We start from the raw sequence: 24415 nt of genomic DNA on the forward strand, positions 1-24415 counted from the left end.
CTTATAAAAATCAGCCAATTAATTCTGCCACAAATTCCTATCAAGCGTCCGGTACTGTATAGCCTCACTCAAATGCTCTGGACGAATAGAAGTTGATTGTGCTAAGTCTGCAATCGTGCGTGCGACTTTCAAGATGCGGTCATACGCGCGGGCAGAAAGTCCGAGTTTGTTGATTGCCATCTTCATCAACTCCTCGCCCGAAGAATCTATCTTGCAAAATTCCTGTATCTCTTTCGATTGCATATCGGCATTGCTATACAAACCTTTTCTCCCTGCAAATCGTTTCGTTTGAATTTCTCTCGTCTGAATCACTCGTGAACGAATTGATTCGGAAGTTTCACTTACTTCTTTACTTGCAAGTTCTTTGTACTTCACTGCCGGAACTTCGATATGCAAATCAATTCTATCGAGAAGCGGACCGGAAATTTTTGCCATGTATTTCTGAATCATCCCTGTGTTGCACGTACACTCCTTCGCCGGGTCTGTGTAGTAGCCGCAGGGACAAGGATTCATCGCACAGATGAGCATGAAGTTGGCGGGATAATCAATGGACATTTTCGAGCGGCTGATGGTCACGTGTCCATCCTCCAACGGCTGACGGAGAACTTCAAGCACGTTGCGAGCAAATTCCGGCAACTCATCAAGAAATAGAACTCCGTGATGCGAGAGTGAAATTTCACCGGGGCGAGGAATCGTTCCGCCGCCAACAAGCGCGCTATCGGATATTGTATGATGCGGCGAGCGGAACGGACGAGTTGCAACCAAGGCAGAATCGGGCGGCAACAATCCCGCAACGGAATGAATTTTTGTTGTCTCGATTGCTTCATCAAAATTCAATGGCGGAAGAATTGTCGGAAGTCGTTTGGCAAGCATCGTCTTTCCGGAGCCGGGCGGACCAATCATGATGATGTTATGACCGCCTGCCGCGGCGACTTCAAGCGCACGCTTTACATTCTCCTGTCCCTTCACATCAGAAAAATCCACCGCGTATTTTTGATGAGTGGAAAACACTTCGCGCAAATCCACATGAAATGGTTTGAGAAGTTTATATTCGCCGTTGAGAAATGCGTACGTTTCGGAAAGCGATTCCATCGGATAGACTTCGATGCCTTCCACCATCGCGGCTTCACGTGCGTTTTCTTTCGGGAGAATTATGCCGCGTAGTTTTTGCTTTTTAACTTCCAGAGCAATCGGCAACGTGCCGTGAATCGGACGCAAGGTTCCATCAAGAGCAAGTTCGCCGAGAATCACAAAATCTTTCAGCAAATCGGAATCAACGCACTCGGACGCTGCAAGCAAACCAATCGCTATTGGTAAATCGTACGCCGAACCTTCTTTCTTTAAATCAGCAGGTGCAAGATTCACCGTAATTTTATGTCCACCCGGGAAATACATCTCCGATGTTTTGATAGCCGCGTACACGCGGTCTTTACTTTCCTTCACAGCATTATCAGGCAAACCAACAATGCTGAAGTAGGGCGAACCTTTCTGCAAATGAATTTCCACATCAACAATTTGCGCGTTGATGCCATACGTTCCGGCGCTGTAAATATGTGAGAACATGTAACTCGTCTTTATTTGTTTGTCCGTCTGCAAATTACAGAACGTGGAAGTGAGATACAAATATTTCGTCTAGTTTTTGTTCACACATATACATTGAATCATTGATTTACATTTAACAATCTTCCTTCTAAGCATCGAACAAAAAAATGTAGAATTTACTTTCTTGCGTGTTCGTATTGACAGCCATGTCGTTCGATGCTATTCCACTTCCCGTTGCGGCTCGCTTAAAAGGTTGATTCCCTCCTATTTTTTTCGTATTCTCTACTCGCAAAGTAGTGTAATCGTTTAATCTATCACAAAAGAAGCAAGTTTATGAAATCCCTCATTTCTTTTATTCTTCTCGCGTTTGTATTTCTTGGATGCGATAAATCTCAGGTTCAGGAATTGGAACGGAAGAATACGCAACTCCAACAACAATACGAGTCTGCAATGCGTGACCTTTCCGTGCAAAGTCAGTACATCAATGATGTTACAAACGCAATCAACGGTGTCTATTCGAACATGCAGAAGATTACCGAAGGCGAGTCGATGCTTTCCAAATCAACCAAAGAGTTGGAAACGGGAAAAGCCGCAATGCAGACACAATTGCGCGAACAAATTCTCAGTCAGATTTCCGGCATTGATAATTATCTGGCAGAGAACAGAAAAAAGTTAAAAGAACTTGAGAACAAGTTGAAGTCAGCAAACAGAAAATATGCGGGCTTACAACAGATGGTCGAAACACTGAAACAAACACTCGCCGAAAAAGAGCGCTCCATTGAATCGCTCGAATCGAAGTTGAAAGATATGAACATCCAGATTCAATCACTCGAGGAACGGCTTGCACAAAAGACTGAATCTGAACAACAAAAAGAACAGGTAATATCCTCGCAGAAAAAAGAAATCAACAAGGCATTTTATATCGTCGGCACATTCGATGAATTAGAGAAACTGAATATTATCAAACATGAAGGCGGATTCCTCGGCTTGGTAGGAAAAACTACAACGCTTGCAAGCGGCTTTGATAAAAGCGACTTTATTACGATTGATAAGAACGAGCAAACAACCATTGAAATTGATGGGAAGGTTGATGAAATCATCCCAAAACGTAAGCAGGAATATTACACACTCACACAAGATGGTTCAACTGCAAAACTCCTCATCCTTGATACTGAAAAGTTTTGGACAGAGCAGTATCTTGTCATTATCACGAAATAGGGTTGTTGGTTAGTTGTGAGTGGTGAGTTTTTTCAGACTAACTACTACCCACTACTAATGAACCGCATGTTTTATTCATCGTAGCATGAAAGACGAAGATTGCTTCACTCCGCTGAAGCGGGATTCGCAATGACCCACACTCCACTGTCATTGCGAATCCCGTTCATCATGTATAAGAACGGGATGAAGCAATCTCACAATCCCTTTGAAACTTTTTTCTCATTTCAAATTTTCGCATTTTTCACCCACTAAATAATGAATCCCACAGAATAATAACTCCGGAGAATCTATGAAATCGAAATCCCTCTATCATCTCACAGTTCTTTTCTTATCAATTTGCCTTTTCGTCCTCCCACTTTCATCAAAAGATGAAGGACAATGGATGCCCACACAAATTAAATCGCTTGATTGGACTTTGTTGCAACAACTCGGACTTCAATTAACTCCTGAACAAATTTATAATCCCAACGGACCGAGTCTTGAAGATGCTATCGTTTTGCTTGGCGGCGGAACCGGTTCCTTCGTTTCGGCAGATGGCTTGATTATCACGAACCATCACGTTGCAGTCGGCGCGGTTCAGTCAGTCAGTTCTGTTGAAACAGATTATTTGAACGACGGATTTGCCGCCGATACACGAGACAAGGAACTTTCCATTCCATCCTACAATGCACAGGTTGTTGTTGATATGCAAGATGTTACCAACGACATCATGTCGGTAGTGAGCGATACCATGTCGCCCGAAGCCCGTGCGAAAGCGATTCGAACAAAATCAACAGAGTTGGAAAAGAAAGCAAAAGGCGAAAGTGACTATACCTGCCGCGTCGTAGATTTCTTTTACGGCGTAAAATATTATTTGATAAAATATGAAACATTGAAGGATGTCCGGCTCGTCCTTGCGCCGCCGGTTTCCATCGGTACGTTTGGCGGCGATGATGATAACTGGATGTGGCCCCGACATACAGGCGACTTCGCGTTCATGCGAGCGTATGTTTCTCCCGAAGGAAAATCGGTTGCGTATGCGAAAGAAAATGTTCCGTATAAACCGCGCAAATTCCTCCCTATGTCAACCGAAGGAATTCAGGAAGGAACATTCTCCATGATTATGGGGTTCCCCGGAAGAACATTCCGCTATCGCACATCGCCGGAAATCCAAATTCAAGTAGATGAAACACTGCCGCTCGGAATTGATTTAGGGAAAACTCAAATTGATATTATTAATGAAGCGCGGAAAAAAGACCACGCTGTTTCCATCAAGTACCACAGCCGCGTTCAGGGAATTTCCAACGGATGGAAATATCGTGAAGGCGCGTTGCTCGGAATCAAATCGGCAGACGTGATTAAATTGCGACAGAATGAAGAAACAAAATTCAAATCATTCCTCTCCACTTTTCCGGAACTTCAGAAGAAGTATGGGAACATCATTTATGAAATTGACCAGTTGTATAAAGAACTTCGCACGTTCAACAAAAAACAAATCGTTCTCGGTCAAGGAATATATGTTGCAGATGCAATCCGCCTTGCCGGAGCGTTTAAAGATTTTGCAAACTCGTTTGAAAAGGATTCTGCAAGCGGCGACATGAAACCGACAGAATCTGCAATAAAGAATCTGAAAGATACTTACACAAACGTCTTGAAAAACTCTGACGTGAATGTGGACAAGACATTGCTCGTTGCTATGCTGAAGAAAGCAACGGAACTTCCCGCGGAACAGAAAATTTCAGTTGTACAAAAAATAGCCGGTGAGAAAACCGGAGAGAAACTTGATAAAGCAATCTGGAATTTTGTTAATGATTTGTATGATGATTCTCGCGTTATGACAGTCGAAGGGTGTGAGAAACTTCTCACGAAAGATGCAGATGATATAAAAGATGATGCATTTGTACAATTCGCACTCGAACTTGATAAAGATTTTGTCCCGCTTCAAGAAGCCACGCAAAAGTTCAATGCGAAGGCAGGAGCGTTACGCACGAAATTGATGGAAGCATGGCTCAAATATAAGAACACGGAAATTTATCCCGACGCGAACCGCACCTTACGATTCACGTACGGACAAGTGATGCCGTATTACGCACGTGATGCTGTACGCTACAATTATGTAACAACATTATCCGGCGTAATGCAAAAAGAGACTGGCGCCGACCCGTTTGTTGTTCCGGAAAAATTAAAGACACTCTACGATAAAAAAGCATTCGGTGAGTACGCAGACCCGAAATCGAACGATGTTCCGGTTGCGTTCGTTGCGACGCTTGATATTACCGGCGGCAACAGCGGAAGTCCCGTGATGAACGGAAAAGGCGAACTCATCGGCGTTGCATTTGATGGAAACTGGGAAGGAATGGCAAACGACTATTACTACCAACCCTCCGTCAACCGCACAATCTCCGTTGACTCGCGCTACGTGTTGTTCTACATTGACAAATATGCCAATGCACAAAATATTTTGAATGAGATTAAGGGGAAGGTTTCTCAGTAATCAGTACTAAGTATTCAGATGGAGTCCACTCGTAGCAATTCCGTACCTGATAATGAGTGGACTCCACTATTTGGAAAAGAAAAACACTAAATAATTAGCGGGATCATGAGACTGAAATCAATTTTATTTATTTTTATTTTCAGCATAACTTCCTATTCGGATGATTCTTATCTCGGTTCAGTAGGTGGAAACGCCTTTCCTATGGGTAGAGCAGATTCGATACAAATGATCAAAGAGAACATTTATATTCAATTATTCCAGAATGACTCTCACGTTAAATGTCAATTTTGGTTTTATAATTCTGGTTCTAATGATGTTGTGTCCGTCGGTTTTCCTAATTTTCATATCAACCCAGGAACATCTTCTAATCCAATTAGAAATTTCACTTGTAGAGTTAACGGCGAAACAGTAACAGATATTGGAGAAACAAAACTTCAAACATCCTATCGCTACGATAGCACTGAGGAAGAAGAAAACTGGTATACATGGATAGTTGAATTCAAAAGTAAGGATACAGTTTTTATTGAAAACGAATACGACGGGGATTGGAGTGGTACAATGTGTGAGCAAGCTTTTGTTTATACTATAGGGACAGGTTCATCTTGGGCAGGTCCTATTAAAGAAGGTCGGATTGTTTTTGATCATTCAAATTTGGCAACAACGAACTTTGTTATTAAGAAATCTATTTGGGCTCAATTGAAACCCGAATTCTTTAACGATAGTACTGTATACTCATTTTCAAATTATTTGCCAAAACGAAATGAAGAAGTAGATATTTGGTTTCACTCATATTGGTCTTTTTCAGAAGAAACAGATACTCATCCATGTCCGGAATTTTATGGTACCATAGAGTCGATTGAGCAAGTACGTTTAATGAAAAATGAGTTATTCGCCAGACATGGATATGTATTTAAAGATACTTCGTTATCAAATTATTTTGCAAAACAGACGTGGTACAAACCCAACAATGAGTTCGAGCCAAATATGTTGCCGAATGGGGAAAAACAATATGTAAAAAATCTACTTGGAATTAAGGAGAAACTTATGAATAGATGAGGAAGTTTTTTTTATTTCTATTGTCCATATCCATAGTGACAAAAACAACTGTTATTTACTTTGGTGTCACTGTCCCTACATGGAACAAACACGATGTTTTGCTCTCTTCTACCTCTTAAACACAATCACACTCGGTCCCATTTGTGCAGTGAATAATTTTTTCAGTGTTCCATCCTTCTTGTAAATCTGTACTTCCCCGTCTGCATTGAATTGCTTCACATCGGTAACATAGATTTCATCCTCTGCCTGGTCAACTGCAATATTGTAATACGTGCCGGCTATAAAATTCATCGTCACTACTTTCGTATCCGGATTGAGACGATGCACGGGACCGCCATAGTAACTCCCTGCAGTTACTCCGAGAACGTACACCGAGCCATCGAATCCAACGGTAATACTTCCAAATAAATTTTCTGCAACGTCAATCGTATCTTCAATCGTATTTGTGGATGGGTTGATAATCACAAGTCTGCCGAATGATGTCGCATTACCTGTACACGAAATAATTACTTTCCCGTTTTTCAACGCGGTAATGCCGGAAGGTCCATAGCCGACTCTGAGCGTTGTTTTCACCGTGTCCGCGTTTACGTCAATCACTGTCACCGTACTGTCTGCTCCGTACCCGGAATTGCACACATACAATTGACTATCAACCACTAACATCCCTTGCGGATTTGTCCCGACATCAATCGAATCGCTCAACACAAAACCTGCAAGGTTCATCACGTAAATCGAATTGCTGAACAAGCGCGTGATGTATGCCTTACTTCGGTTTGAATCAATCACACGGTCGTGCGGCGTAGAAGAAAAATAAAACGTCTGTGTCACTTTCAAATCGCTTTCGCGCATCACTACAAGATTCATGGAGCCGCTCATCAGTGCGTACAACCTCCCGCGTAAATATTGCAAATCATCCCCCGTACTTCCGAGATGGATTCCACCGTTTGCAGATTCAAACACGTTGTAATAGACCGTGTCATCGGTGATGTTATACTTCATCAACCTCGCGCCGAACGGGTCTCCGAAATTTCCTTCATTCAGGATATACACAACCTTCGCAGGTGGTGGTGGCGTAGGTGGAGGAACATAGATTTCAGATGTTGAAACCGGTTCATCTTTACATCCCAAGTAAATAAAAGCAACAAGTAAGAGATAAAAGAATTTTTTCATGGCATAATTTACGTTAATTCAATACTAAAAGAAAACCTGTATGAGCGCATCGGCATCGGATATGCCGGCATGACTTGATACTCCTGCTCAAAAATGTTCTTCACTTCAAATTTCATGTTCAACATAGCGCTTCCGACTTTCGAACGGAGCCGAATGTTTCCATCGTACAAACGATAGCCGGGCACATAGTTTTTATTATCCTCCGTGGTGAATCTGTACCCGACAAACTGATGTGTGAACGTTACTCCGATAAGAGAAACAAAACTCTCATGCACTTTGTTGTTGATAGAAATTGCAAAGTTCATCATCTCCTCAGGAACGAACGGGAGTTGATTGTGTATCGTTGGGTCTCCTGAATACTCTGCTAATGTTTTGACGCTCTTTCCATTCGTATAATTCAAATCAATCGCTAACAATTCATCGAACAATGTTCCATTATATGCTGTCTCGATTCCGTACGAAGAAACAGAGCGAACATTCTTCGGAGTAACAACTCCAAAGCCTGCGGCAGTCCAGATAATTCTGTCCGTCATTGAAATAGTGTAATATGTCGCTTTCAAAGAATGACTACCAAGAGCAATAAATGTGTACAATATTCCTCCATCGAAATTGAATGCTCGTTCCGGGTTTAAGTTCGGATTGCCGATGCCACCTCCACCGCTCCAATACAATTCATTAAAGGTCGGCGCGCGAAAGTTTTTACTGATATTCATCCGAAGCATCAATTCAGATTCAAGCAAGGTAATATTCTTAAAGTGTAATCGTGTCTCAAGTTGCGGACTGAATGAATTCAAAAGAGAGGAAACAATATCATACCGAACCGAAGGAATGAGCGCGACAGTTCGCAGGATACGTGTATTCACATCCAGATGTAAATCTGACCGGATATACGCGGCATATTGTTCCCGTTGTATTTTCGTTTTCATAACATTCCCTTCAGCAAACGTGTTGACAAATTCGCCGCCAAGAGTTAATGAGAGCGAACTGTCGTTGATGTACGATACTGTAGGTTCAAATCTCAGTTCATTATTTTTGAAATAATTATCGAGCGGCTTCCCCGCCACATTCAGCAACGGGTCTGAATACCGTTCATATTGATGATGTAATTGCGCGTTCAATCCAAAAGAAAAATTCTTTTCGAACGAACGATAATAGAATGTCTGAAATACTCCTTCATCATCAGTTTGTCGTGCTTTACTTTCGCCAACAGGACCAACAACCAATCCCCCACTCCCCCGCTCGGATGAATACCAATATCCTGCAACATTGAGTAAATCATTTCCATTCAATGAAAACGAAGTTTGCACTGTCTCGTGTGTTGCCCGCAAATCAACATTCTTCCGTTCCAAATTGTACGTTAAATATCCGTTTGAAAAAGTGAATGGAAAATTTCCCTTGCTTCGCTGTTGCCCGGCACCAACCCGTACATTCGCGTTCCCGATGTTCACTGACCCGTTTACAGATAATTCCTGTTCACCAAAAGAACCGAACGAAGAACGTAATCGAAGTTTATTCTGTCTCACGGATGGAATTGTTACTAAATTCACCACACCACCAATCGCATCAGCACCAACGAGCGCGGAATATCCTCCTTGAGCGATTTCCAGCAGTTCCAGTTCTTCAACCGGGAACATTCCCAAATCCATCAACCCGTTTTGCATCGAACTGACTCTCATACCATTCAAAAGAATAACACTGTGTTCCGTTCCAAGCCCGCGTTGTGAAATTGTTTTTATTCCTGAACCGCCATAATCTTTTACAAAAACGCCGCCTGAAATTGAAATAAGGTCGCTTACAGTATTTGCTGATAATTCCTCGATATCTGTTTTGCGCAATTGTTTGGTCATCATTCCTATTTGTGCGCTCAACCGTCGTCCATGAATCAGCACTTCTTCCAACTTATAGGTTTTCAGTTCTTTCGTTGAATCAATCACTTGTGAACGCACATTCCATGGATTCATCATAAAGAAAATCAATCCAAGCAAAAGTCGAACAGTAAGAATCTCTTTGAGTGCTTTATGAAACAAGTTTTTCTTCGTGTGTTTCGTGTACTTCGTGGCTAAAAAAAATACCCAACCTTCAAAATGAAAAAGTTGGGTAAAAAGGAAAATCATTCCTTCTTCCTCAACCTTCCCGCGAAGGTGTTTCAAGGCAAGATGAGAGTCGGTCTCCTGGCTTGCCCTTGAGTCGGTCTGTCTTCCCATCCCGATAAATCGGAACAGTGACACTACTTGATCAACTACATGTTCGGGCTTACAGTTGCGGGGCAGCTTCCGAATTATTCGCCGCGGCGAATTCACGGAATTCCCTTTCTCCCATTTTTGGGAGAATACTTTCATCGCTATGTAAATTGTAGAGTGAATATACACTCGCACGGTTTCAAATCCAAGACTTTTTCAAAATATTTTTTTTGACAATGAATGCACCTTTCCTTATACTTCACCAACCATGAAGACGAACCATACATACTTCTTCAAAACGATTCTTTTCCTCCTCCTGATAGAATCCGCATTGATGGGACAGCATCAACTCCCAAAGTTAGTAACTCCAGAACTCCAAGACTCCATCACTTCAATGCTTCAGAACTTGAACTCCCAAAATCTTGAAATGAAGAATGACTCGGAAATTGTCGAACAAGAACTTTCTCCGCTTCGTTTTGGATTAGTCGTTGGCGCTTCAGCGGGAATAATTACTGTTGCACATCTGCAAAACTATAACTCATGGTGGAAAGGCGAACGCTCTCCATTTCATCTCGACAATGATGAAAATGCAAATTTGTATGCAGATAAATTCGGACATTTTCTTTTTAGTTATGTCGCAAGCGATATCATGACTCAGTCATTTTACTGGTCTGGGATGAAACAACAAAACGCCGCGCTCCTTGGCGGAGGAATTGCCCTCGCGTTTCAACTCTACGTGGAAATCGAGGACGCATTTCATCCCAATCTTGGATTTAGCATAGGCGATGGAGTTGCGGATATTGCCGGCGCGGCAATCCCGTTTCTTCGTGTGCAATATCCCTCTCTTCATTCCGTCACCTTCAAATGGAGCGTAATTCCATCTCCACGATTCCGAAACGGAGAATTCAGAAGCCTGATTGATGATTATGAAAGTCAATATTATTGGCTTAGTGTAAATATCAAAAATGCTCTCGGCAAACATGCCCCCGATTTCCTCCCCTCATTCCTCAACATTGCTCTCGGTTATGGAGTCAAGAACCTCTCGTCAAGCAAAGAATCCGAACTCTATCTTAGCCTCGACATTGATTTCACGAAACTCCCCGGCGAAGGGGGATTCATCAGTACATTAAAACGCGTATTAAATTATTTTCATGCGCCAATGCCTACACTTAAAATCTCACCGAGTGTTGTAGCGTACGGAATAAGATTTTAGTCGCACGAATTTGTTTTTCATCCCTTTTCCTGCTACAATTGCATAGAAACCGAACTAATTAGAAATGAAACTGAGATGATGAAACCACTTGTCCTATTTGTGGATGATGATAGAACAATCCTGAAAATTCTTTCGGAAGGATTAAAAGACCATGATATTGATGTTATCACCACTGATAATCCAGCCGACGCGCTCGAACGATTAAAATCGTTTACTCCCGACGTTATTATCACTGATTTAAAAATGGAACCGATGAACGGATTTGAATTTTTTCAACATGTGAAAAAAATCAACCGACTTTCCACCATTCCATTTTTCTTCCTCACTGCGGTTGAAGACCCGCTCTCAAAAAAATATGGTACGTCGCTCGGTGCAACGGAATACTTTACAAAACCGGTTGACCTCGACAAACTCGCTGAGGCAATAATACATTCCTTGCAGAAATAACACATTCTGATTTGTCATCACTCCAACCTACAACTCAACGAATAGCATTTGTTGATTTGCTTCGCGGCTGGGCTGTCATCATTATGATTGAAACCCATGTTGTGAATGCCTTGCTGATGCCTTCTCTTCGTGAACATGCGTTTTTTTCCTATGTGACATTCTTCAACGGACTCGTTGCCCCTTCATTTCTTTTCTGTGCTGGCTTTGCCTTTGCAATTACTTTACAAAAAAAATGGATTGAGTACATCAGTTTCAACAAATCGTTCTGGCTCTACATCAGACGATTACTATTCATCTTGATTGTCGGGTACGCGCTGCATCTCCCACTCTTTTCGCTCGGAGGGATGATGAACCTGTCTGATGCATACAAATGGGAAACATTCTTCCAGGCTGATATTCTTCATGTTATCAGTCTCACTCTTATTGCCACAGCAGTACTTGTAGCGCTCATCAAAAAACAAAAACCATTTTTCGCCATCACATTGTTGTCCGGTTTGTTGTTTGTATTTCTTGCCCCGTTCGTTCGCTCGGTTGATTATTCTGAATTTTCCGTTCTGCTTCGTCCCTATCTTTCCATCAAATACCAATCGCAATTTCCACTTTTCCCTTGGTCGGCATTTCTACTCGGAGGAACAATCGTTGGACGATTCGTGCTTAATGAAATGAATCAGAACAAAAACCCGAAAACTCTTCAACGCTCCATTGCTTTGATTTCATTTTCTGTTATCGTTCTTTCTTTATTAATTGAATGGCTCCCATGGAATCTCTATTCAAACCATAACTTCTGGAATGCAAGTCCTGAATTTTTCTTTGTTCGATTTGGCATCGTTTGTTTATTGCTTGTCGGATGTTGGTTCGTTGAACATCTTCCTTCCGGCTATGTCAGAAAAGGAGTGGCATTAATCGGAACCGAGTCTTTGCTTGTGTATGTCGCACACTTACTCGTCGTGTACGGACATACATTTGAATGGAGTTTCATTCGGTTTTTCGGTCCAACGCTTGGATACGCCGAGTGTATCGGACTCACTGCCGGATTGATTCTTGCAATGTACTTGTTAGCGTTTGGTTGGAAATTCATCAAGCAGAAAAACAAAAACGCCGCAACCGTAATTCAGTATGCGACGTTGGCAGGTATCGTTATTCGATTTGTTGTCTGGTAAAACTTACCGCAATTTCTCCACTCCCCATGAATCTAATGTCTTAAGCAAATTGTAATCTGTCAAGTCATAATGAATCGGCGTGACGGAAACATTCTTCTTCATCACGGCAATCTGGTCTGTGTCTTCCGAGTGGTCTAAGATTTCAAGTTCACCCGTGAGCCAATAATAGGTATTTTTGTACGGGTCGAGCCGTGTGTCAAATGTATCGTTCCAGTTTGTCTTTCCTTGTCGTGTTATTTTTATTCCTTTGATTTGATTTTCAGGAACTGCAGGAACATTGACATTTAATAACGTTGCTTTTGGCAATCCCTTCTTCAAAACAAGTGTAGAAAGTTTCCGCGCAAACTTCGCGGCAAATAGAAAATCCTGGCTCTTGTATGAAGTCAATGAAACAGCGATGGATGGAATTCCCAACACAGTTCCTTCCGTTGCGGCAGAGACCGTTCCGGAATAAATAATATTAATTGCCGTGTTCGAGCCATGATTGATTCCGGAGACAACCAAATCCGGAGGAGAAGGAAGCAACGAACGCACAGCTAATTTCACACAATCGGCAGGCGTTCCTTCCACTGCGTAACCGAAAAACTTTCCGTTCTTATTGAATTTACTTACTCGCAATGGATAATTCATCGTGATGGCATGACCGACGGCGCTTTGCTGTTTGTGCGGCGCTACAACGGTAACATCACCAAGTTTCTTCATTTCGCGAACAAGAGCAAAGATACCTGCTGAATCTATGCCGTCATCATTGGAGACTAAAATTTGTAATCGTTTCTTTGATGTTGTCCTCATCGTACCTTAATAACTCTCTTTGTCTGATGGAAACTTCTGCAACTTCACATCATCAATATATTGTTTGAATGCGCCACGCATAACGTTTGCGAGTTCAGCATACCGACGAACAAAGCGCGGCTTAAATTCTTCCGTCAATCCGAGCATATCATACACAACAAGAACCTGCCCGTCACAATCCGTTCCCGCCCCGATGCCAATCGTGGGAACAGAAATTGATTCCGTTACACGTTTAGCAAGTTCGGACGGAATTTTTTCCAACACAATTGCAAACACTCCTGCTTCTGCAAGCACTTTTGCATCATTCAATAATTCCTCCGCCTCTGCGTCATCCGTCGCACGCACTTCATACGTCCCGAATTTATTAATTGCCTGCGGCGTCAATCCCAAATGCCCCATCACCGGAATTCCCACTTTCACCAAATGTCGAACGATGTCTGCGATATACGCGCCACCTTCAAGTTTTACCGCACCAACACCGACTTCCTTCATAATTCTTCCGGCGTTTCGAACTGCATCATCGGTACTTGTTTGAAACGACATGAACGGCATATCAACCACAATCAACGCGTTCTTCACCGCTCGCTTTACCGCTTTCGCATGATAAATCATATCATCTACCGTTACGGGCAATGTCGTTTCGTACCCCTGCACAACATTTCCAAGTGAATCGCCGACGAGAATAATATCAATCCCCACCTCATCTAAATACTTTGCGACGAGAAAATCGTAACCGGTGAGCATGGAGATTTTTTCTCCGGTTTGTTTCATCTTCAAAACGGTTTTCGTTGTTACGACACGCGGTTTTTGTTTTGTCTTATTGTTTTTCATTTCGGTTTCACTGTACTGTTGTATGAATAGTTATTGCGTCAAGAAGAGTATCTGACGGTTCTTCAAATCTAATAGAATGTACTCGTTCAAATCCTGCCTGAATACAGATTGATGCTTCTTCAAATGACACATCCCTTCCGAGGATGCTTTTTGCATCAATCGCATGTTCGAGCAAATGTTGTTTCATGGAATTTTGTCGTGAAGTATTTTCTTCGCTCAACATCGAACTAATTTCAAGATGTTGTGGTCCCAACAACAGCGAGCCATGTTGAAGGACAACGTTCCCGATTTTCCGTTGCGCGCTTCCAATCAACTTCCTCCGTTGATATTGAATTTCTGACTTTGCGGAACTTGAAAAGCACGCGGCTGAAGTCGTTTCATAATACATCTGATGTGTTGAACTGCCTGACTCAAAAAGTTCTGCCTCAATTCCCATTAACCGAACACCTTCGAGTAAGCCCAAATTCAGGTAGCGGTAAATTTCCTTGAGTCCTTGTTGTTCAATCGGCATGATGGCGCTGTAGGTTAATTCGTTCCAGTGAAGAATTGCCCGACCGCCCGTCGGTCTTCGCACCAAATCAATTCCGGCTTGTGAAAGTTTCGTTTCATCAAACTCATGAATATCCTGATTGTACCCGATGGTTATTGCCGGGGGATTCCAACCATACAATCGCAGGACTGCTCCGTTTTGTTCTTCATTCAAACATTTTGCAAGCGCAACGTCTATTTCCATGTTGAGTTTGCCTGAAAGAAATCCTGTTTGAAGCAACTGCCACTTCATCGGTACGCAGGGATGATGCCTCGTTTACTCGCTTCGATGAATTCGACAATATATTTTACTTCCTCCGTCATTTGCATTTCTTTTTTGATTGTCTCAAGCGCTTGCGAAACATTCATCTTCCTGTGATAAATTATTTCGTACGCATGCTCGATGTTGCGGATGACATCAGGAGAAAAGTTTCTCCGTCGTAATCCAACTGAATTTAATCCTTCAAACATCAGCGGGTCGTGACCTGCAAGCGCGTAGGGCGGAATATCTTTCGAGACACGGAAGCCTCCGCCTATCATTACATGACGACCAATGCGTGTGAACTGATGAATCGGAACCATACCGCCAATGACTACATGGTCTTCAATCTTTACATGTCCCGCCATGTTGACAGAATTTGCAAGAATCACATAATCGCCGACCTCACAATCATGAGCAACATGAGCATACGACATGATGAAACAATGACTACCAACTTTTGTTTTGCCGGTTGCGGATGTTCCGCGGTTCAATGTTGCATATTCTCTCACCGTCGTGTGGTCGCCAACCACAAGCAATGATTCTTCACCATGAAATTTCAAATCTTGTGGAACAGTCCCAAGCACTGCGCCATGATGAATTCTGCACTCTTCTCCGACGCGAGTTCCTTTTGCAAGCACCGCGCTCGAACCGATGCGCGTTCCCCGCCCGATTATGACATCATCTTCAATAACACTGAACGGACCGATGACGACATCCTCGCCTATTTGTGCATTCGGACTTACAACGGCTCTTGTATCAATTGCTGTACTCATACTTTTATGTTTTACTTATTGTGGATTGGAGGAACCGGGAAGTGTTGTTCTGTCAACAATTGCCGCACTTAAATCTGCTTCTGCGGCTAACACGCCATCAACAAATGCTTTGGCATTCATCTGCGCCATTCTTGCACGACGGTTTTGCATCGTTACTTCCATCACCAATGTATCTCCGGGGACAACCGGTTTTCGGAATTTCGCATTGTTGATGCTCGTAAACATAGCAAGTTTCCCATCAGGATTTTCAACACCGTTCAACAGCAACACGCCGCCTGCCTGTGCCATCGCTTCAATGATTAACACGCCCGGCATAACGGGTTTGCCCGGGAAATGTCCCTCGAAAAACCATTCGTTCATGGTAACATTTTTCACACCGACTATTTTTTCATCAAGTTTGAACTCGATAATTTTGTCAACAAGAAGAAACGGAAAACGATGCGGAAGAATTCGTTGAAGTGCGTTCACATCAAATATTGTCCCTTGCTTTCCGTCGAGTTGATATTTCTTGACCAATTTATGCTGGAGATATTTCTTCCTGACTTTCTTCGCGAACTCAACGTTGCTTGCATGTCCCGGACGAGCGGCAAGAATCTGTGCTTTCAGCGGCGCGCCGATGAGCGCAAGGTCTCCCATCAAATCAAGGAGTTTGTGCCGTGCAGGTTCGTTTTTATAGTGAAGTTGTTTATTGTTGAGCGTCCCCCCTTTATCCATGACGATTGCATCACTGATGCCAAGTTTCTTCGTGATTCGGTCAATGTCTTTCCTTGGCAGTTCTCTATCAACAATAACGATTGCATTGTTGAGATTACCTCCTTGAATCAACCCCTGTTCATACAAATGTTCTACTTCGTGGAGGAAGCAAAATGTACGTGCCGAAGAAAAATCTTCGATAAATTCTTTTTCGAGATTGAACAAACCCGTGTGCTGACTTCCGAGAGCGGGATTTGAATAATCAATCATGACGGTGAGACGATAATCATCGGTCGGAAGTGCAACGATGTCCACACCATTTTTTTCATCAACATATCTGATAGTCTCATCAACCACCAAGTAATCCCGAAGCGCCTGTTGTTGTTCGATTCCTGCCTGAAGCAAGACATCAACAAATGGTTTCGCGCTTCCATCGCAAATGGGCGGCTCGATGTTGTTCAACTCGATGATAACATTATCAATCTGTAATCCAACCAACGCGGCAAGAATGTGTTCCGTTGTATAAACCTTTGCATCGCCAAGTTGTATCGTAGTCCCACGCGCAACTTCAACAACATGGTCGGCAAGAGCAGGAACTTCCGGTGTATCCGGTAAGTCAACCCGTTGAAAACGAATTCCGTAATCCGGTGGCGCCGGTTTGAACGTCATCGTTGTGTTGACACCTGTGTGTAACCCTATTCCTTCAAGCGTAACGGGATGCTTAATTGTGTGTTGATATTTTTCCATGAACAAAAGTTATGTTGTTTTTTCTATCTCTGATTTTAGCCGCTCGATTTCGTTTCGTAGTGACCGGACCTCAACAAGCAAATCGGGTAGTTGTTGAATTGCACCCTGTACTCGAAAAGCGAAACGCGCTTCCTTCGCCGGACTACCAAAAATTGTCGTCCCGGTTTCATTCACCGATTTGGATACTCCCGATTGAGCGCCAATCGTCGTTCTGTCTCCAAGTGTAATATGTCCGACCAAACCGACCTGTCCCGCAATAACACAATTCTTCCCGACCTTCGTACTGCCGGAAATTCCCGCTTGAGCCGCAATGACAGTGTTTTCACCAATCACAACATTATGCGCGACTTGAATGAGGTTGTCCAACTTTGCCCCACGTTTGATTCGTGTTTCTCCAATCGTTGCCCGGTCAATCGTACAATTCGCTCCAACCTCTACATCATCTTCAATGATGACGATTCCACGCTGAGGAATTTTTTCATACGTTCCATCCGGAGTCGGCGCAAAACCGAAGCCATCACTTCCAACAACTGTTCCCGGGTGAATGATGACTCGCTTTCCGATGTTACACCCTTCTCGCACAGAAACGTTTTGATACAACAAACTTCCCTCATCTATCGAGACATGTTCACTCAAAACAACACCGGGATGAAGCGTGACATTTTTTCCAATCGTACATCCATCACCAATAACCACACACGCTCCGATTGCAACACCTTCACCGAGTGTTGCGATTGGTGAAATCACTGCTGAAGGATGAATTCCCTTTTGTAGCGGAGTTGCCTTGGGATGAAAGATATCAATGAGTTGCAAAAAGGCACGATACGAATCTTCAACCCGGACAACATGAATTGGTGTTGTCCGTTGTGCGAGTTCTTTTGCTTCAATATTTTTTGTAATGAGAATTGCTGTTGCGGATGTCTTGCTAAGATGGTTTGCATATTTCGGATTCGCGAAGAATGTGATATCACCTTCACCCGCATCTTCGATTTTTGCAAGCCGTTCGATTTCAATTTCCGCTCCTGAGGAAATCTCACCGTTCAGCAACCGGGCAATTTCACTAAGTGTCATTTCGACTCGGAGAAGTTCGTCAGTTTCTCCAACACTTTTTGAGTCATATCAAGAGCCGGATTTGAATACATGAGCAGGATTTCACCACTTTTATCAAAGATGTAATCGAATTCTTCATCTTTCGCTACCTCTTCAAGAATTTTGTAAATCTTGTTTTGAACGGGTTTCATCAAATCGTTCTGCTTTTGAAACAACTCTCCGTTCTGTCCGAACTTCTTGTTCCGGAATTCAGAAATCTTTTGGTCAAGTTCGCGCAACTCTTTTTCAGAATCAGCACGAAGTTGGTCGGTAAGAATGAGTTTCTTTTTATCGTATTCTTCAAATTTCTTCTTCCACTCGTTCTGCATTTTGGCAAGTTCCGCCTGCCAATCTGCGACGATATTGTCGAGTTGATGTTGTGCGTCCTGCGCTTCAGGATATTTTTCCATTATCGCCTGAGAGTTAAACCAACCAATTTTTGATTGTGCGTTCACAACAAATGCGAAACACATCATCAATAAAACTGCTTTGAATGAATAGTTCAGAATCATCTTCGTATTCCTTTTGATTATTTTGATTTACTTGCCGCGGGTAAGGCGGTCAAGCACTAAATTAGTGTAATCGAATTTCACATCGCCATAGAGCAAGATTTGAATCGCTTCGTTCTTATCGAACACGAATGTGAGTTTCTCATCTTTTGCAAGAGAAGCAATTGATTTCAGAACTTTTTCCTTAATCGGGTCGAGCAAGCGTTGTGTAACAATAGCCAATTCTCCGTCTCGTCCTAATTTCCTGTCGCGGAATTCGTTGTAGCGCTGCTCAAGCATGATTAGATCTTGTTGTTTTTCTTTCTTCGCCGCATCGTTTAACATGGATTCCTTCGTCTGATAGTCCTTCAGTTTGTCTTGATATTCTTTGTTGAATATATCAAGTGAATCCTGAATCTTCATCTGGAATGCATCAATCTGCTTCTGTGCATCTTTCGCTTCAGAAAATTCCTGCATGATTTTCGCGGAATTCACGTACCCGATTTTCATCGTCTGTGCATGAACTATTCCGCCAAAAAGTAAGCCGGCGATTATCAATAATAAAATATTTTTGTGTAGTACTTTCACTTGTTCCTCGTGTTGTTATTGTTTTGAGTAAATGTAAATAAATAAATACAAATTGCATCGGGGCACTGGAGTGGAGTGAATGGGAGAATTCTCCCTTGCGCTCAACACCCTGCACCCCTGCATATTCAGAATCCTCTTCCAAACTGGAAATGAAACTGCCAGCCGTCCGGTGTGCCGTCCGGGAAACCATACTTCCCGCCGCTGACATCATCAATTCCGTAGCCATAATCAAAGCCAATCAGTCCGAGCGGATTCATCAGCAATCGTGCGCCGATACCGTACGAGCGTTTCAAATCGAATAAGTCTGCATGAGAGAAATCCGTAAAAACATTTCCACCTTCTAAGAAGGCAAGAAGATAAATCGGAATTGGTTCAAGCGTTACCGCGAGACGAAGTTCCATCGTTTGCTTAGTCATCACTTTGCCGCCTAACTCTGTCCCCGCATCGCTTCGTGGTCCGATACTTCGTTCTTCATACCCACGCAACGGAGTTGTTGCAACCGCGCCAAGTCCGCTTCCACCCATCCAGAAATATTCAAGTGGCGGAATGACGGAATTATCTTCAAATCCGTCAACAAAACCAATCGAAGTCTGAGACGCTAACACAACTTTACTTGAACCGAATAGCGGTGTGTACCAATCTCCTTGAAATTGCCACTTGTGGTAATCCACGTTGCCAGGGAGGAACGGTCCGCCTGTCAATTCGATAGAAAGCGAAACGCTCGAACCGAATGACGGAAATATTGGATTGTCAATACTGTTCCGGGAAATTGACTGACTGATACTGTACTGCTGTGTGTTCCCTGTTTGATAATAATAAATCCCGCCATTATCCCGAACATTGTTGTTCTGAAATCTCACTGTCCAATCTGCGCGGAAATAATCGTCGGGCCACTTCAAGCGGCGACCGAACCGAACAGAAATTCCTGTCTGTTGAATATCTAAAAAGTAACTCTGTCGTGTGTCGAACAAGTTCACACCGAGTGTTGTTGGCGAACCGTAGAGCCACGGCTCGGTAAATCCGAAACTGAATGTTCTGTACCGTTGCCCCTCACCGAATTGCCACTCGAAGTTAAACACTTGTCCCGCGCCGCCGCCGAGCGGGTCTTTTATCGAAAAATTGTTGATGGTAAATCCAAGCGCACCCGTTACGCCGAACACCTGACTGTATCCAATCGAAGCGTTCACATTGTCGCTCGATTTTTCTTCAAGGTCGAAGACAACGTTTACTGTTTGGTCATCCACTGGAGAAAGTTCCGGTCCTTTCCCAAGTTTCTCCATGTTAAAATAATTCAATTGTTGTAACTGTCTGATGCTACGAACAATTTTTGCCTGACTGTAATATTCTCCCGGCTTCACAAACAACTCACGACGAATCACATAGTCGTGCGTCTTTGTATTCCCGCGTACTTCTACTTTCCCCACTTTGAATTGATTCCGTTCAATAACTTGAATTGCAATATCAACACTGTCCCCTTCAACTCGCTTAACCTGCGGGTCAAGTTCCATTGTCAAATACCCTTGGTCACGATACATTGAGGAAACATCGTTCAAGTCTTTGTTGCCGCGAAGATTTCCTTCGAAGCGTTCTTCATCAAAGATGTCTCCCTTCTTCATGTCAAGACGTTCATTCAATGTTTCTGTCGGATAGACCGTTGCACCCTCCCATGTCATCGAACGAACTTTGTACTGTGGTCCTTCATGCACACGAACAGTGAGATTCACGTTCTCTTTATCTTCACTGTACCAAACTGAATCTGAAAGTATCTCCGCATCGAGGTAACCGCTTTTCCTGTAGAATGAAAGAATGCGCTTCTTGTCTTCTTTATATTTTACTGAATCAAACTGCGGCGATGACCAGAACTGCCACCAGACTTTTTCTTCCGTATCTTCCATTTCTCCTTCGAGTTCACCATCGTCGAACGCTTCATTCCCCTCAAACTCAATTGAGCCAAGCATCACTTCAGGTCCTTCATCAATCGTAAACTTCACCACGACATAATTTGGCTTTGTCGAGTCTTCGACTACAGATTCCGAGGTTACTTTTGTCAGTAAATATCCTTCTGAAAAATAATACTCTTTGATTTTTTGAATCGCTTTATGGATTTCGCTCGGAGTGACGTATTGTCCTTCTGTGAACGTAAATTTCTTTTGAATATCATCCGCATCCAACTCATCGTTTCCGAGAATTTCAACACGAGTGAGACGGGAATTTTCCCTGACTTTAATGACTAAATAAATTCCGTTATCTATTTTTTTGTCGGAAAGAATCTGAACATCAGAAAAAATTCGTAACGCAAGCAACCGATTAATCGCATTCCGATATTGATTTCCGGGAATCGTCACTTCATCACCGACACTCAACCCCGAATGTGTAATGATGGCGTTCGCATCGGTTCCGCCCTCTGTATTTCCTTCTACGGAAATCCCCAACACTTTATAAATTTTCTGCTCTCGCTGTTGCGCATTTCCACTCTGGAAAACAATCAACGAAAGAAATAAACTGAGTAAAACTATGAAAGATTTTTTAAGCAAAATATTTATTTGATAAATGAAAAATAATAATCACCCAAGCACCCTTCTCCTCACACCCTTGCAGGGAAAGAAGAAAGAAATGGTTCGGATGACAAAGAATCGTCAACGTAAAAACACGTTACGACTGAACTACCTGCAACTGTTCGCTCACCATTCCGAACCGTCGCTCACGTGATTGATAATTCCGAATCGCTTCGTACAATTCTTCACGACGAAATTGGGGCCAATAACATTGACTGATATAAATTTCCGAATATGCAAGTTGCCAGAGAAGAAAATTACTGATGCGAAGTTCACCGCTCGTCCGAATAAGTAAGTCCGGGTCGGGAACTCCTTTGGTTGACAAATATTGTTCGATGAACTTCTCACTAATTTGTTCCGGGAGGATTGTTCCCTGCTTCGCATCTTCCGCAATCTTCCGGACGGCGCCGACTAAATCCCATCGTCCGCTGTAACTTAATGCGAGAAACAAATTTAATCCGGTGTTGTGCTTCGTCCGTTCGATGGCGTCGTACAATTCATCCTGCACTTCTTTCGGGAGCGATTGCGTCTCGCCGATTGTATGAACACGAACATTGTTCCTGTGGAGTTTATCGGTCTCATCTCGTAACGCACGCATCAATAAACGCATCAACATCGAGACTTCGTCTTTTGGGCGTTTCCAGTTCTCAGTTGAGAACGCATACAACGTCAGATACTTCACACCGAGTTGACCGCACGCCTCAACCGTATCGCGCACCGATTCAACTCCTTCGCTGTGCCCGGCTATACGCGGCAAACCACGTTGCTTTGCCCAACGACCGTTTCCATCCATAATGACAGCAATATGAGTAGGGATGTGACCGTTCTGCTTCAGGTTTTCCTGAACTGTCCGGTCATCACCGTTGGCAGGCTCGCCTAAGTTCTTTGAACGATGGCGAGCAGGCGCAACGCCTTGAGCGTTCACGTTAAATAGACCTATTTTCTTCAATTTTTTCGATTTTTACGGAACAAAGTTAATCTATTTTGCATAGAAAAACAAGGAGTTTGAATTGTAGATTTATTCATTTACGATTGTACCATTGATGATGCGCGTGTTGTCGAATAGTCATTGCTTCTCCCGATTTATCGGGAGAAGCTATCTCACTGTCACTTGAATTACAAACAATCGTTGTTGATAACAAAATATTGTGATTGAAGAAGATAACACAATGTATAAAAGATTGGTTCAAACAAAACCAACCGTTACATTGTGCTAACTCATACGCATGAAGAAAATATTCACACGCATAATGTTCCTCCTTCTCCCTCTCGCCGTCGGACTTCTCCTCGGCATCATCCTCATTCTCTTGTTTGAAAACAATGTTGTCTATCATCCTATAAAATACTCAGAGGGAATGTGGAATACCTCTCTTCTTGATTTACCGATTGAAGAATGTACGTTTACAACTTCCGATGGATTGAAATTACACGGTTGGTTCCTCCCGAATGACACCGCTACTATAACACTTCTATGGCTTCATGGAAATGCAGGCAATATTATTCACCGGCTCGACCAACTACGAAGATTCCGCTTGCTCCAATGTAATATCTTTATCATTGACTACAGGGGATACGGAAGAAGCGAAGGCGAGCCGACAGAAGACGGATTATATCTCGATACTGTTGCCGCATACGATTATCTCCGCACACGCAACGATGTTCAACACTCGAAAATATTTGTGTACGGACAAAGTCTCGGCACCGCAGACGCGGTTGACCTTGCAACAAAACGAAGTTGTTCCGGCTTAATTCTTGAATCCTCCCTCACGAACGCAAAAGATATGGCTAAAGAAATGTTCCCCTGGTTCCCCATTCATCTTTTCATCCGTTCCCGGTTTGATTCAGAAACAAAAATCCGGTCGCTACATCTTCCTCTCCTGTTTGTTCACGGAAGTGATGATGACATTATTCCGATAACACTTGGAAAGAAACTATTTGACTCAGCGAACGAACCGAAACAATTTTATGAAATCTCCGGTGCGGGACATAATGATTGTTATGTTGTGGGTTCGACGGTGTATATGCAACTCATAAAAGAATTTATGATACAGACTTAACAAAATCAAATGAATCAACTTCATAAACCTTTAATCCATAATTTCTGTATGACGTGCCTTGTAACTACTGAAACATAATCGCGTTTTTTAGGAGGCTTATTCAACTTTGTGTTAAATACAAAAAATAACTCAGGCAGTTTAATGAGAATGATAGGCACTTTAAAAAGTATCGCTCTTAGATATAGGTAGAATGTCCGCCCTGTTCTAACATGAATATCGATGTTCTTCGATTATTAACGCCTCTAAAATCCGACATGGAAAATTATGAGGGGCAAATCCAACAAATACGTGAAAAGTAAGAACTAGATACACCCATGAAATGGTGGATGAGGAAATAAAACAGAGGAATTAGAACGAACGATGTTCAAAAAAAGAGAACTACGTTATCCATTAAATAAAGCACACCCCTGCTCTCTTGACGAGTGCCAATCCTTGAACAAGTCTTCTGTATCTATTGAGCGAGTCCTTCTGTTGTGCTACACACCGAGCGGGATGTGTCGCATGGTCAAATACGACCGTGCAAGAAATTCCACCCACGGTATCGGTGCAGCCA

General features: G+C 42.8%; 21 protein-coding genes and 1 riboswitch. Of the genes, 7 read left to right on the forward strand and 14 right to left on the reverse strand.

The genetic code is table 11. From position 1 onward, the window contains the following. Window positions 1–18: 18 nt before the first annotated feature. The gene (locus HY960_12900) at window positions 19–1563 is read right to left on the reverse strand and encodes a YifB family Mg chelatase-like AAA ATPase (protein MBI5216643.1); all 1545 of its coding nucleotides are present in this window, start codon (window positions 1561–1563) and stop codon (window positions 19–21) included. Between the two features lie 127 nt (window positions 1564–1690). Further along, entirely contained in the window at window positions 1691–1834 is a 144-nt protein-coding gene (locus HY960_12905) for a hypothetical protein (GenBank protein MBI5216644.1), read from the reverse strand. Window positions 1835–1875: 41 nt separating this feature from the next. On the opposite strand from HY960_12905, the gene HY960_12910 reads away from it, so the two are divergent. The 3 genes from HY960_12910 to HY960_12920 all read left to right on the forward strand — a co-directional run bounded on the left by HY960_12910 (window position 1876) and on the right by HY960_12920 (window position 6289). Then, window positions 1876–2760, forward strand: a complete 885-nt coding sequence (locus HY960_12910) for a hypothetical protein (protein MBI5216645.1) — start codon at window positions 1876–1878, stop codon at window positions 2758–2760. 289 nt (window positions 2761–3049) lie between these two features. Further along, on the forward strand, window positions 3050–5233 hold the full coding sequence (locus HY960_12915; protein ID MBI5216646.1) for a S46 family peptidase: 2184 nt from the start codon (window positions 3050–3052) through the stop codon (window positions 5231–5233). Between the two features lie 105 nt (window positions 5234–5338). Continuing rightward, window positions 5339–6289, forward strand: coding sequence for a YARHG domain-containing protein (locus HY960_12920; protein MBI5216647.1), 951 nt, complete (start codon window positions 5339–5341; stop codon window positions 6287–6289). 108 nt (window positions 6290–6397) lie between these two features. On the opposite strand, the gene HY960_12925 is transcribed toward HY960_12920, so the two are convergent. Further along, complete coding sequence (locus tag HY960_12925) at window positions 6398–7459, reverse strand: hypothetical protein (GenBank protein MBI5216648.1); 1062 nt, start codon at window positions 7457–7459, stop codon at window positions 6398–6400. Window positions 7460–7467: 8 nt separating this feature from the next. Then, complete coding sequence (locus tag HY960_12930) at window positions 7468–9609, reverse strand: TonB-dependent receptor (protein ID MBI5216649.1); 2142 nt, start codon at window positions 9607–9609, stop codon at window positions 7468–7470. Then, a riboswitch (cobalamin riboswitch) is annotated at window positions 9603–9811 on the reverse strand. It overlaps the preceding gene by 7 nt. Window positions 9812–9907: 96 nt before the next feature. On the opposite strand from HY960_12930, the gene HY960_12935 reads away from it, so the two are divergent. The 3 genes from HY960_12935 (at window position 9908) to HY960_12945 (ending at window position 12459) form a co-directional block, all read left to right on the forward strand. Next, window positions 9908–10852: a DUF2279 domain-containing protein gene (locus HY960_12935; protein MBI5216650.1), complete on the forward strand. Its 945-nt coding sequence runs from the start codon at window positions 9908–9910 to the stop codon at window positions 10850–10852. Window positions 10853–10927: 75 nt separating this feature from the next. Then, window positions 10928–11299: a response regulator gene (locus tag HY960_12940; protein MBI5216651.1), complete on the forward strand. Its 372-nt coding sequence runs from the start codon at window positions 10928–10930 to the stop codon at window positions 11297–11299. An 11-nt stretch (window positions 11300–11310) separates the two neighbouring features. Further along, window positions 11311–12459, forward strand: a complete 1149-nt coding sequence (locus HY960_12945) for a DUF1624 domain-containing protein (protein MBI5216652.1) — start codon at window positions 11311–11313, stop codon at window positions 12457–12459. A 3-nt stretch (window positions 12460–12462) separates the two neighbouring features. Here the strand turns inward: HY960_12945 and surE are convergent, their stop codons facing one another. The 10 genes from surE to HY960_12995 all read right to left on the reverse strand — a co-directional run bounded on the left by surE (window position 12463) and on the right by HY960_12995 (window position 22730). Beyond that, window positions 12463–13251 (reverse strand): 5'/3'-nucleotidase SurE, encoded by a 789-nt coding sequence (gene surE, locus HY960_12950; protein MBI5216653.1) that lies wholly within the window; start codon window positions 13249–13251, stop codon window positions 12463–12465. Window positions 13252–13257: 6 nt separating this feature from the next. Then, entirely contained in the window at window positions 13258–14082 is an 825-nt protein-coding gene (gene panB, locus HY960_12955) for a 3-methyl-2-oxobutanoate hydroxymethyltransferase (protein MBI5216654.1), read from the reverse strand. A 7-nt stretch (window positions 14083–14089) separates the two neighbouring features. Then, complete coding sequence (locus tag HY960_12960) at window positions 14090–14863, reverse strand: hypothetical protein (protein MBI5216655.1); 774 nt, start codon at window positions 14861–14863, stop codon at window positions 14090–14092. Then, window positions 14860–15645, reverse strand: a complete 786-nt coding sequence (lpxA, locus tag HY960_12965; GenBank protein MBI5216656.1) for an acyl-ACP--UDP-N-acetylglucosamine O-acyltransferase — start codon at window positions 15643–15645, stop codon at window positions 14860–14862. Before lpxA ends, HY960_12960 begins: the two co-directional genes overlap by 4 nt. Window positions 15646–15660: 15 nt before the next feature. Continuing rightward, window positions 15661–17085, reverse strand: coding sequence for a bifunctional UDP-3-O-[3-hydroxymyristoyl] N-acetylglucosamine deacetylase/3-hydroxyacyl-ACP dehydratase (locus HY960_12970; GenBank protein ID MBI5216657.1), 1425 nt, complete (start codon window positions 17083–17085; stop codon window positions 15661–15663). A gap of 9 nt (window positions 17086–17094) precedes the next feature. Further along, on the reverse strand, window positions 17095–18156 hold the full coding sequence (gene lpxD, locus HY960_12975; GenBank protein ID MBI5216658.1) for a UDP-3-O-(3-hydroxymyristoyl)glucosamine N-acyltransferase: 1062 nt from the start codon (window positions 18154–18156) through the stop codon (window positions 17095–17097). Further along, a complete protein-coding gene (locus HY960_12980) occupies window positions 18153–18686 on the reverse strand; it encodes an OmpH family outer membrane protein (protein MBI5216659.1) in 534 nt (177 codons plus the stop codon). Before HY960_12980 ends, lpxD begins: the two co-directional genes overlap by 4 nt. Before the next feature lie 27 nt (window positions 18687–18713). Further along, the gene (locus HY960_12985; GenBank protein ID MBI5216660.1) at window positions 18714–19250 is read right to left on the reverse strand and encodes an OmpH family outer membrane protein; all 537 of its coding nucleotides are present in this window, start codon (window positions 19248–19250) and stop codon (window positions 18714–18716) included. A gap of 125 nt (window positions 19251–19375) precedes the next feature. Then, window positions 19376–21784, reverse strand: a complete 2409-nt coding sequence (gene bamA / locus HY960_12990; protein MBI5216661.1) for an outer membrane protein assembly factor BamA — start codon at window positions 21782–21784, stop codon at window positions 19376–19378. 118 nt (window positions 21785–21902) lie between these two features. Next, complete coding sequence (locus tag HY960_12995) at window positions 21903–22730, reverse strand: isoprenyl transferase (protein ID MBI5216662.1); 828 nt, start codon at window positions 22728–22730, stop codon at window positions 21903–21905. A 301-nt stretch (window positions 22731–23031) separates the two neighbouring features. Here HY960_12995 and HY960_13000 point away from each other — a divergent pair, with 301 nt between their 5' ends. Beyond that, window positions 23032–23862 (forward strand): alpha/beta hydrolase, encoded by an 831-nt coding sequence (locus HY960_13000; protein MBI5216663.1) that lies wholly within the window; start codon window positions 23032–23034, stop codon window positions 23860–23862. The last annotated feature ends 553 nt before the right edge of the window (window positions 23863–24415 follow it).

The organism is Ignavibacteriota bacterium, assembly GCA_016212665.1.
Taxonomy (GTDB): domain Bacteria; phylum Bacteroidota; class Ignavibacteria; order UBA10030; family SZUA-254; genus FW602-bin19.

What these genes read in the sequence shown, in the direction of transcription:
- HY960_12900 (MBI5216643.1), bottom strand. Translation starts at nt 1,563, where the DNA reads ATGTTCTCACATATTTACAGCGCCGGAACGTATGGCATCAACGCGCAA.
- HY960_12910 (MBI5216645.1), top strand. Translation starts at nt 1,876, where the DNA reads ATGAAATCCCTCATTTCTTTTATTCTTCTCGCGTTTGTATTTCTTGGA.
- HY960_12915 (MBI5216646.1), top strand. Translation starts at nt 3,050, where the DNA reads ATGAAATCGAAATCCCTCTATCATCTCACAGTTCTTTTCTTATCAATT.
- HY960_12920 (MBI5216647.1), top strand. Translation starts at nt 5,339, where the DNA reads ATGAGACTGAAATCAATTTTATTTATTTTTATTTTCAGCATAACTTCC.
- HY960_12925 (MBI5216648.1), bottom strand. Translation starts at nt 7,459, where the DNA reads ATGAAAAAATTCTTTTATCTCTTACTTGTTGCTTTTATTTACTTGGGA.
- HY960_12935 (MBI5216650.1), top strand. Translation starts at nt 9,908, where the DNA reads ATGAAGACGAACCATACATACTTCTTCAAAACGATTCTTTTCCTCCTC.
- HY960_12940 (MBI5216651.1), top strand. Translation starts at nt 10,928, where the DNA reads ATGATGAAACCACTTGTCCTATTTGTGGATGATGATAGAACAATCCTG.
- surE (MBI5216653.1), bottom strand. Translation starts at nt 13,251, where the DNA reads ATGAGGACAACATCAAAGAAACGATTACAAATTTTAGTCTCCAATGAT.
- panB (MBI5216654.1), bottom strand. Translation starts at nt 14,082, where the DNA reads ATGAAAAACAATAAGACAAAACAAAAACCGCGTGTCGTAACAACGAAA.
- HY960_12960 (MBI5216655.1), bottom strand. Translation starts at nt 14,863, where the DNA reads ATGAAGTGGCAGTTGCTTCAAACAGGATTTCTTTCAGGCAAACTCAAC.
- lpxA (MBI5216656.1), bottom strand. Translation starts at nt 15,645, where the DNA reads ATGAGTACAGCAATTGATACAAGAGCCGTTGTAAGTCCGAATGCACAA.
- HY960_12970 (MBI5216657.1), bottom strand. Translation starts at nt 17,085, where the DNA reads ATGGAAAAATATCAACACACAATTAAGCATCCCGTTACGCTTGAAGGA.
- lpxD (MBI5216658.1), bottom strand. Translation starts at nt 18,156, where the DNA reads ATGACACTTAGTGAAATTGCCCGGTTGCTGAACGGTGAGATTTCCTCA.
- HY960_12980 (MBI5216659.1), bottom strand. Translation starts at nt 18,686, where the DNA reads ATGATTCTGAACTATTCATTCAAAGCAGTTTTATTGATGATGTGTTTC.
- HY960_13000 (MBI5216663.1), top strand. Translation starts at nt 23,032, where the DNA reads ATGAAGAAAATATTCACACGCATAATGTTCCTCCTTCTCCCTCTCGCC.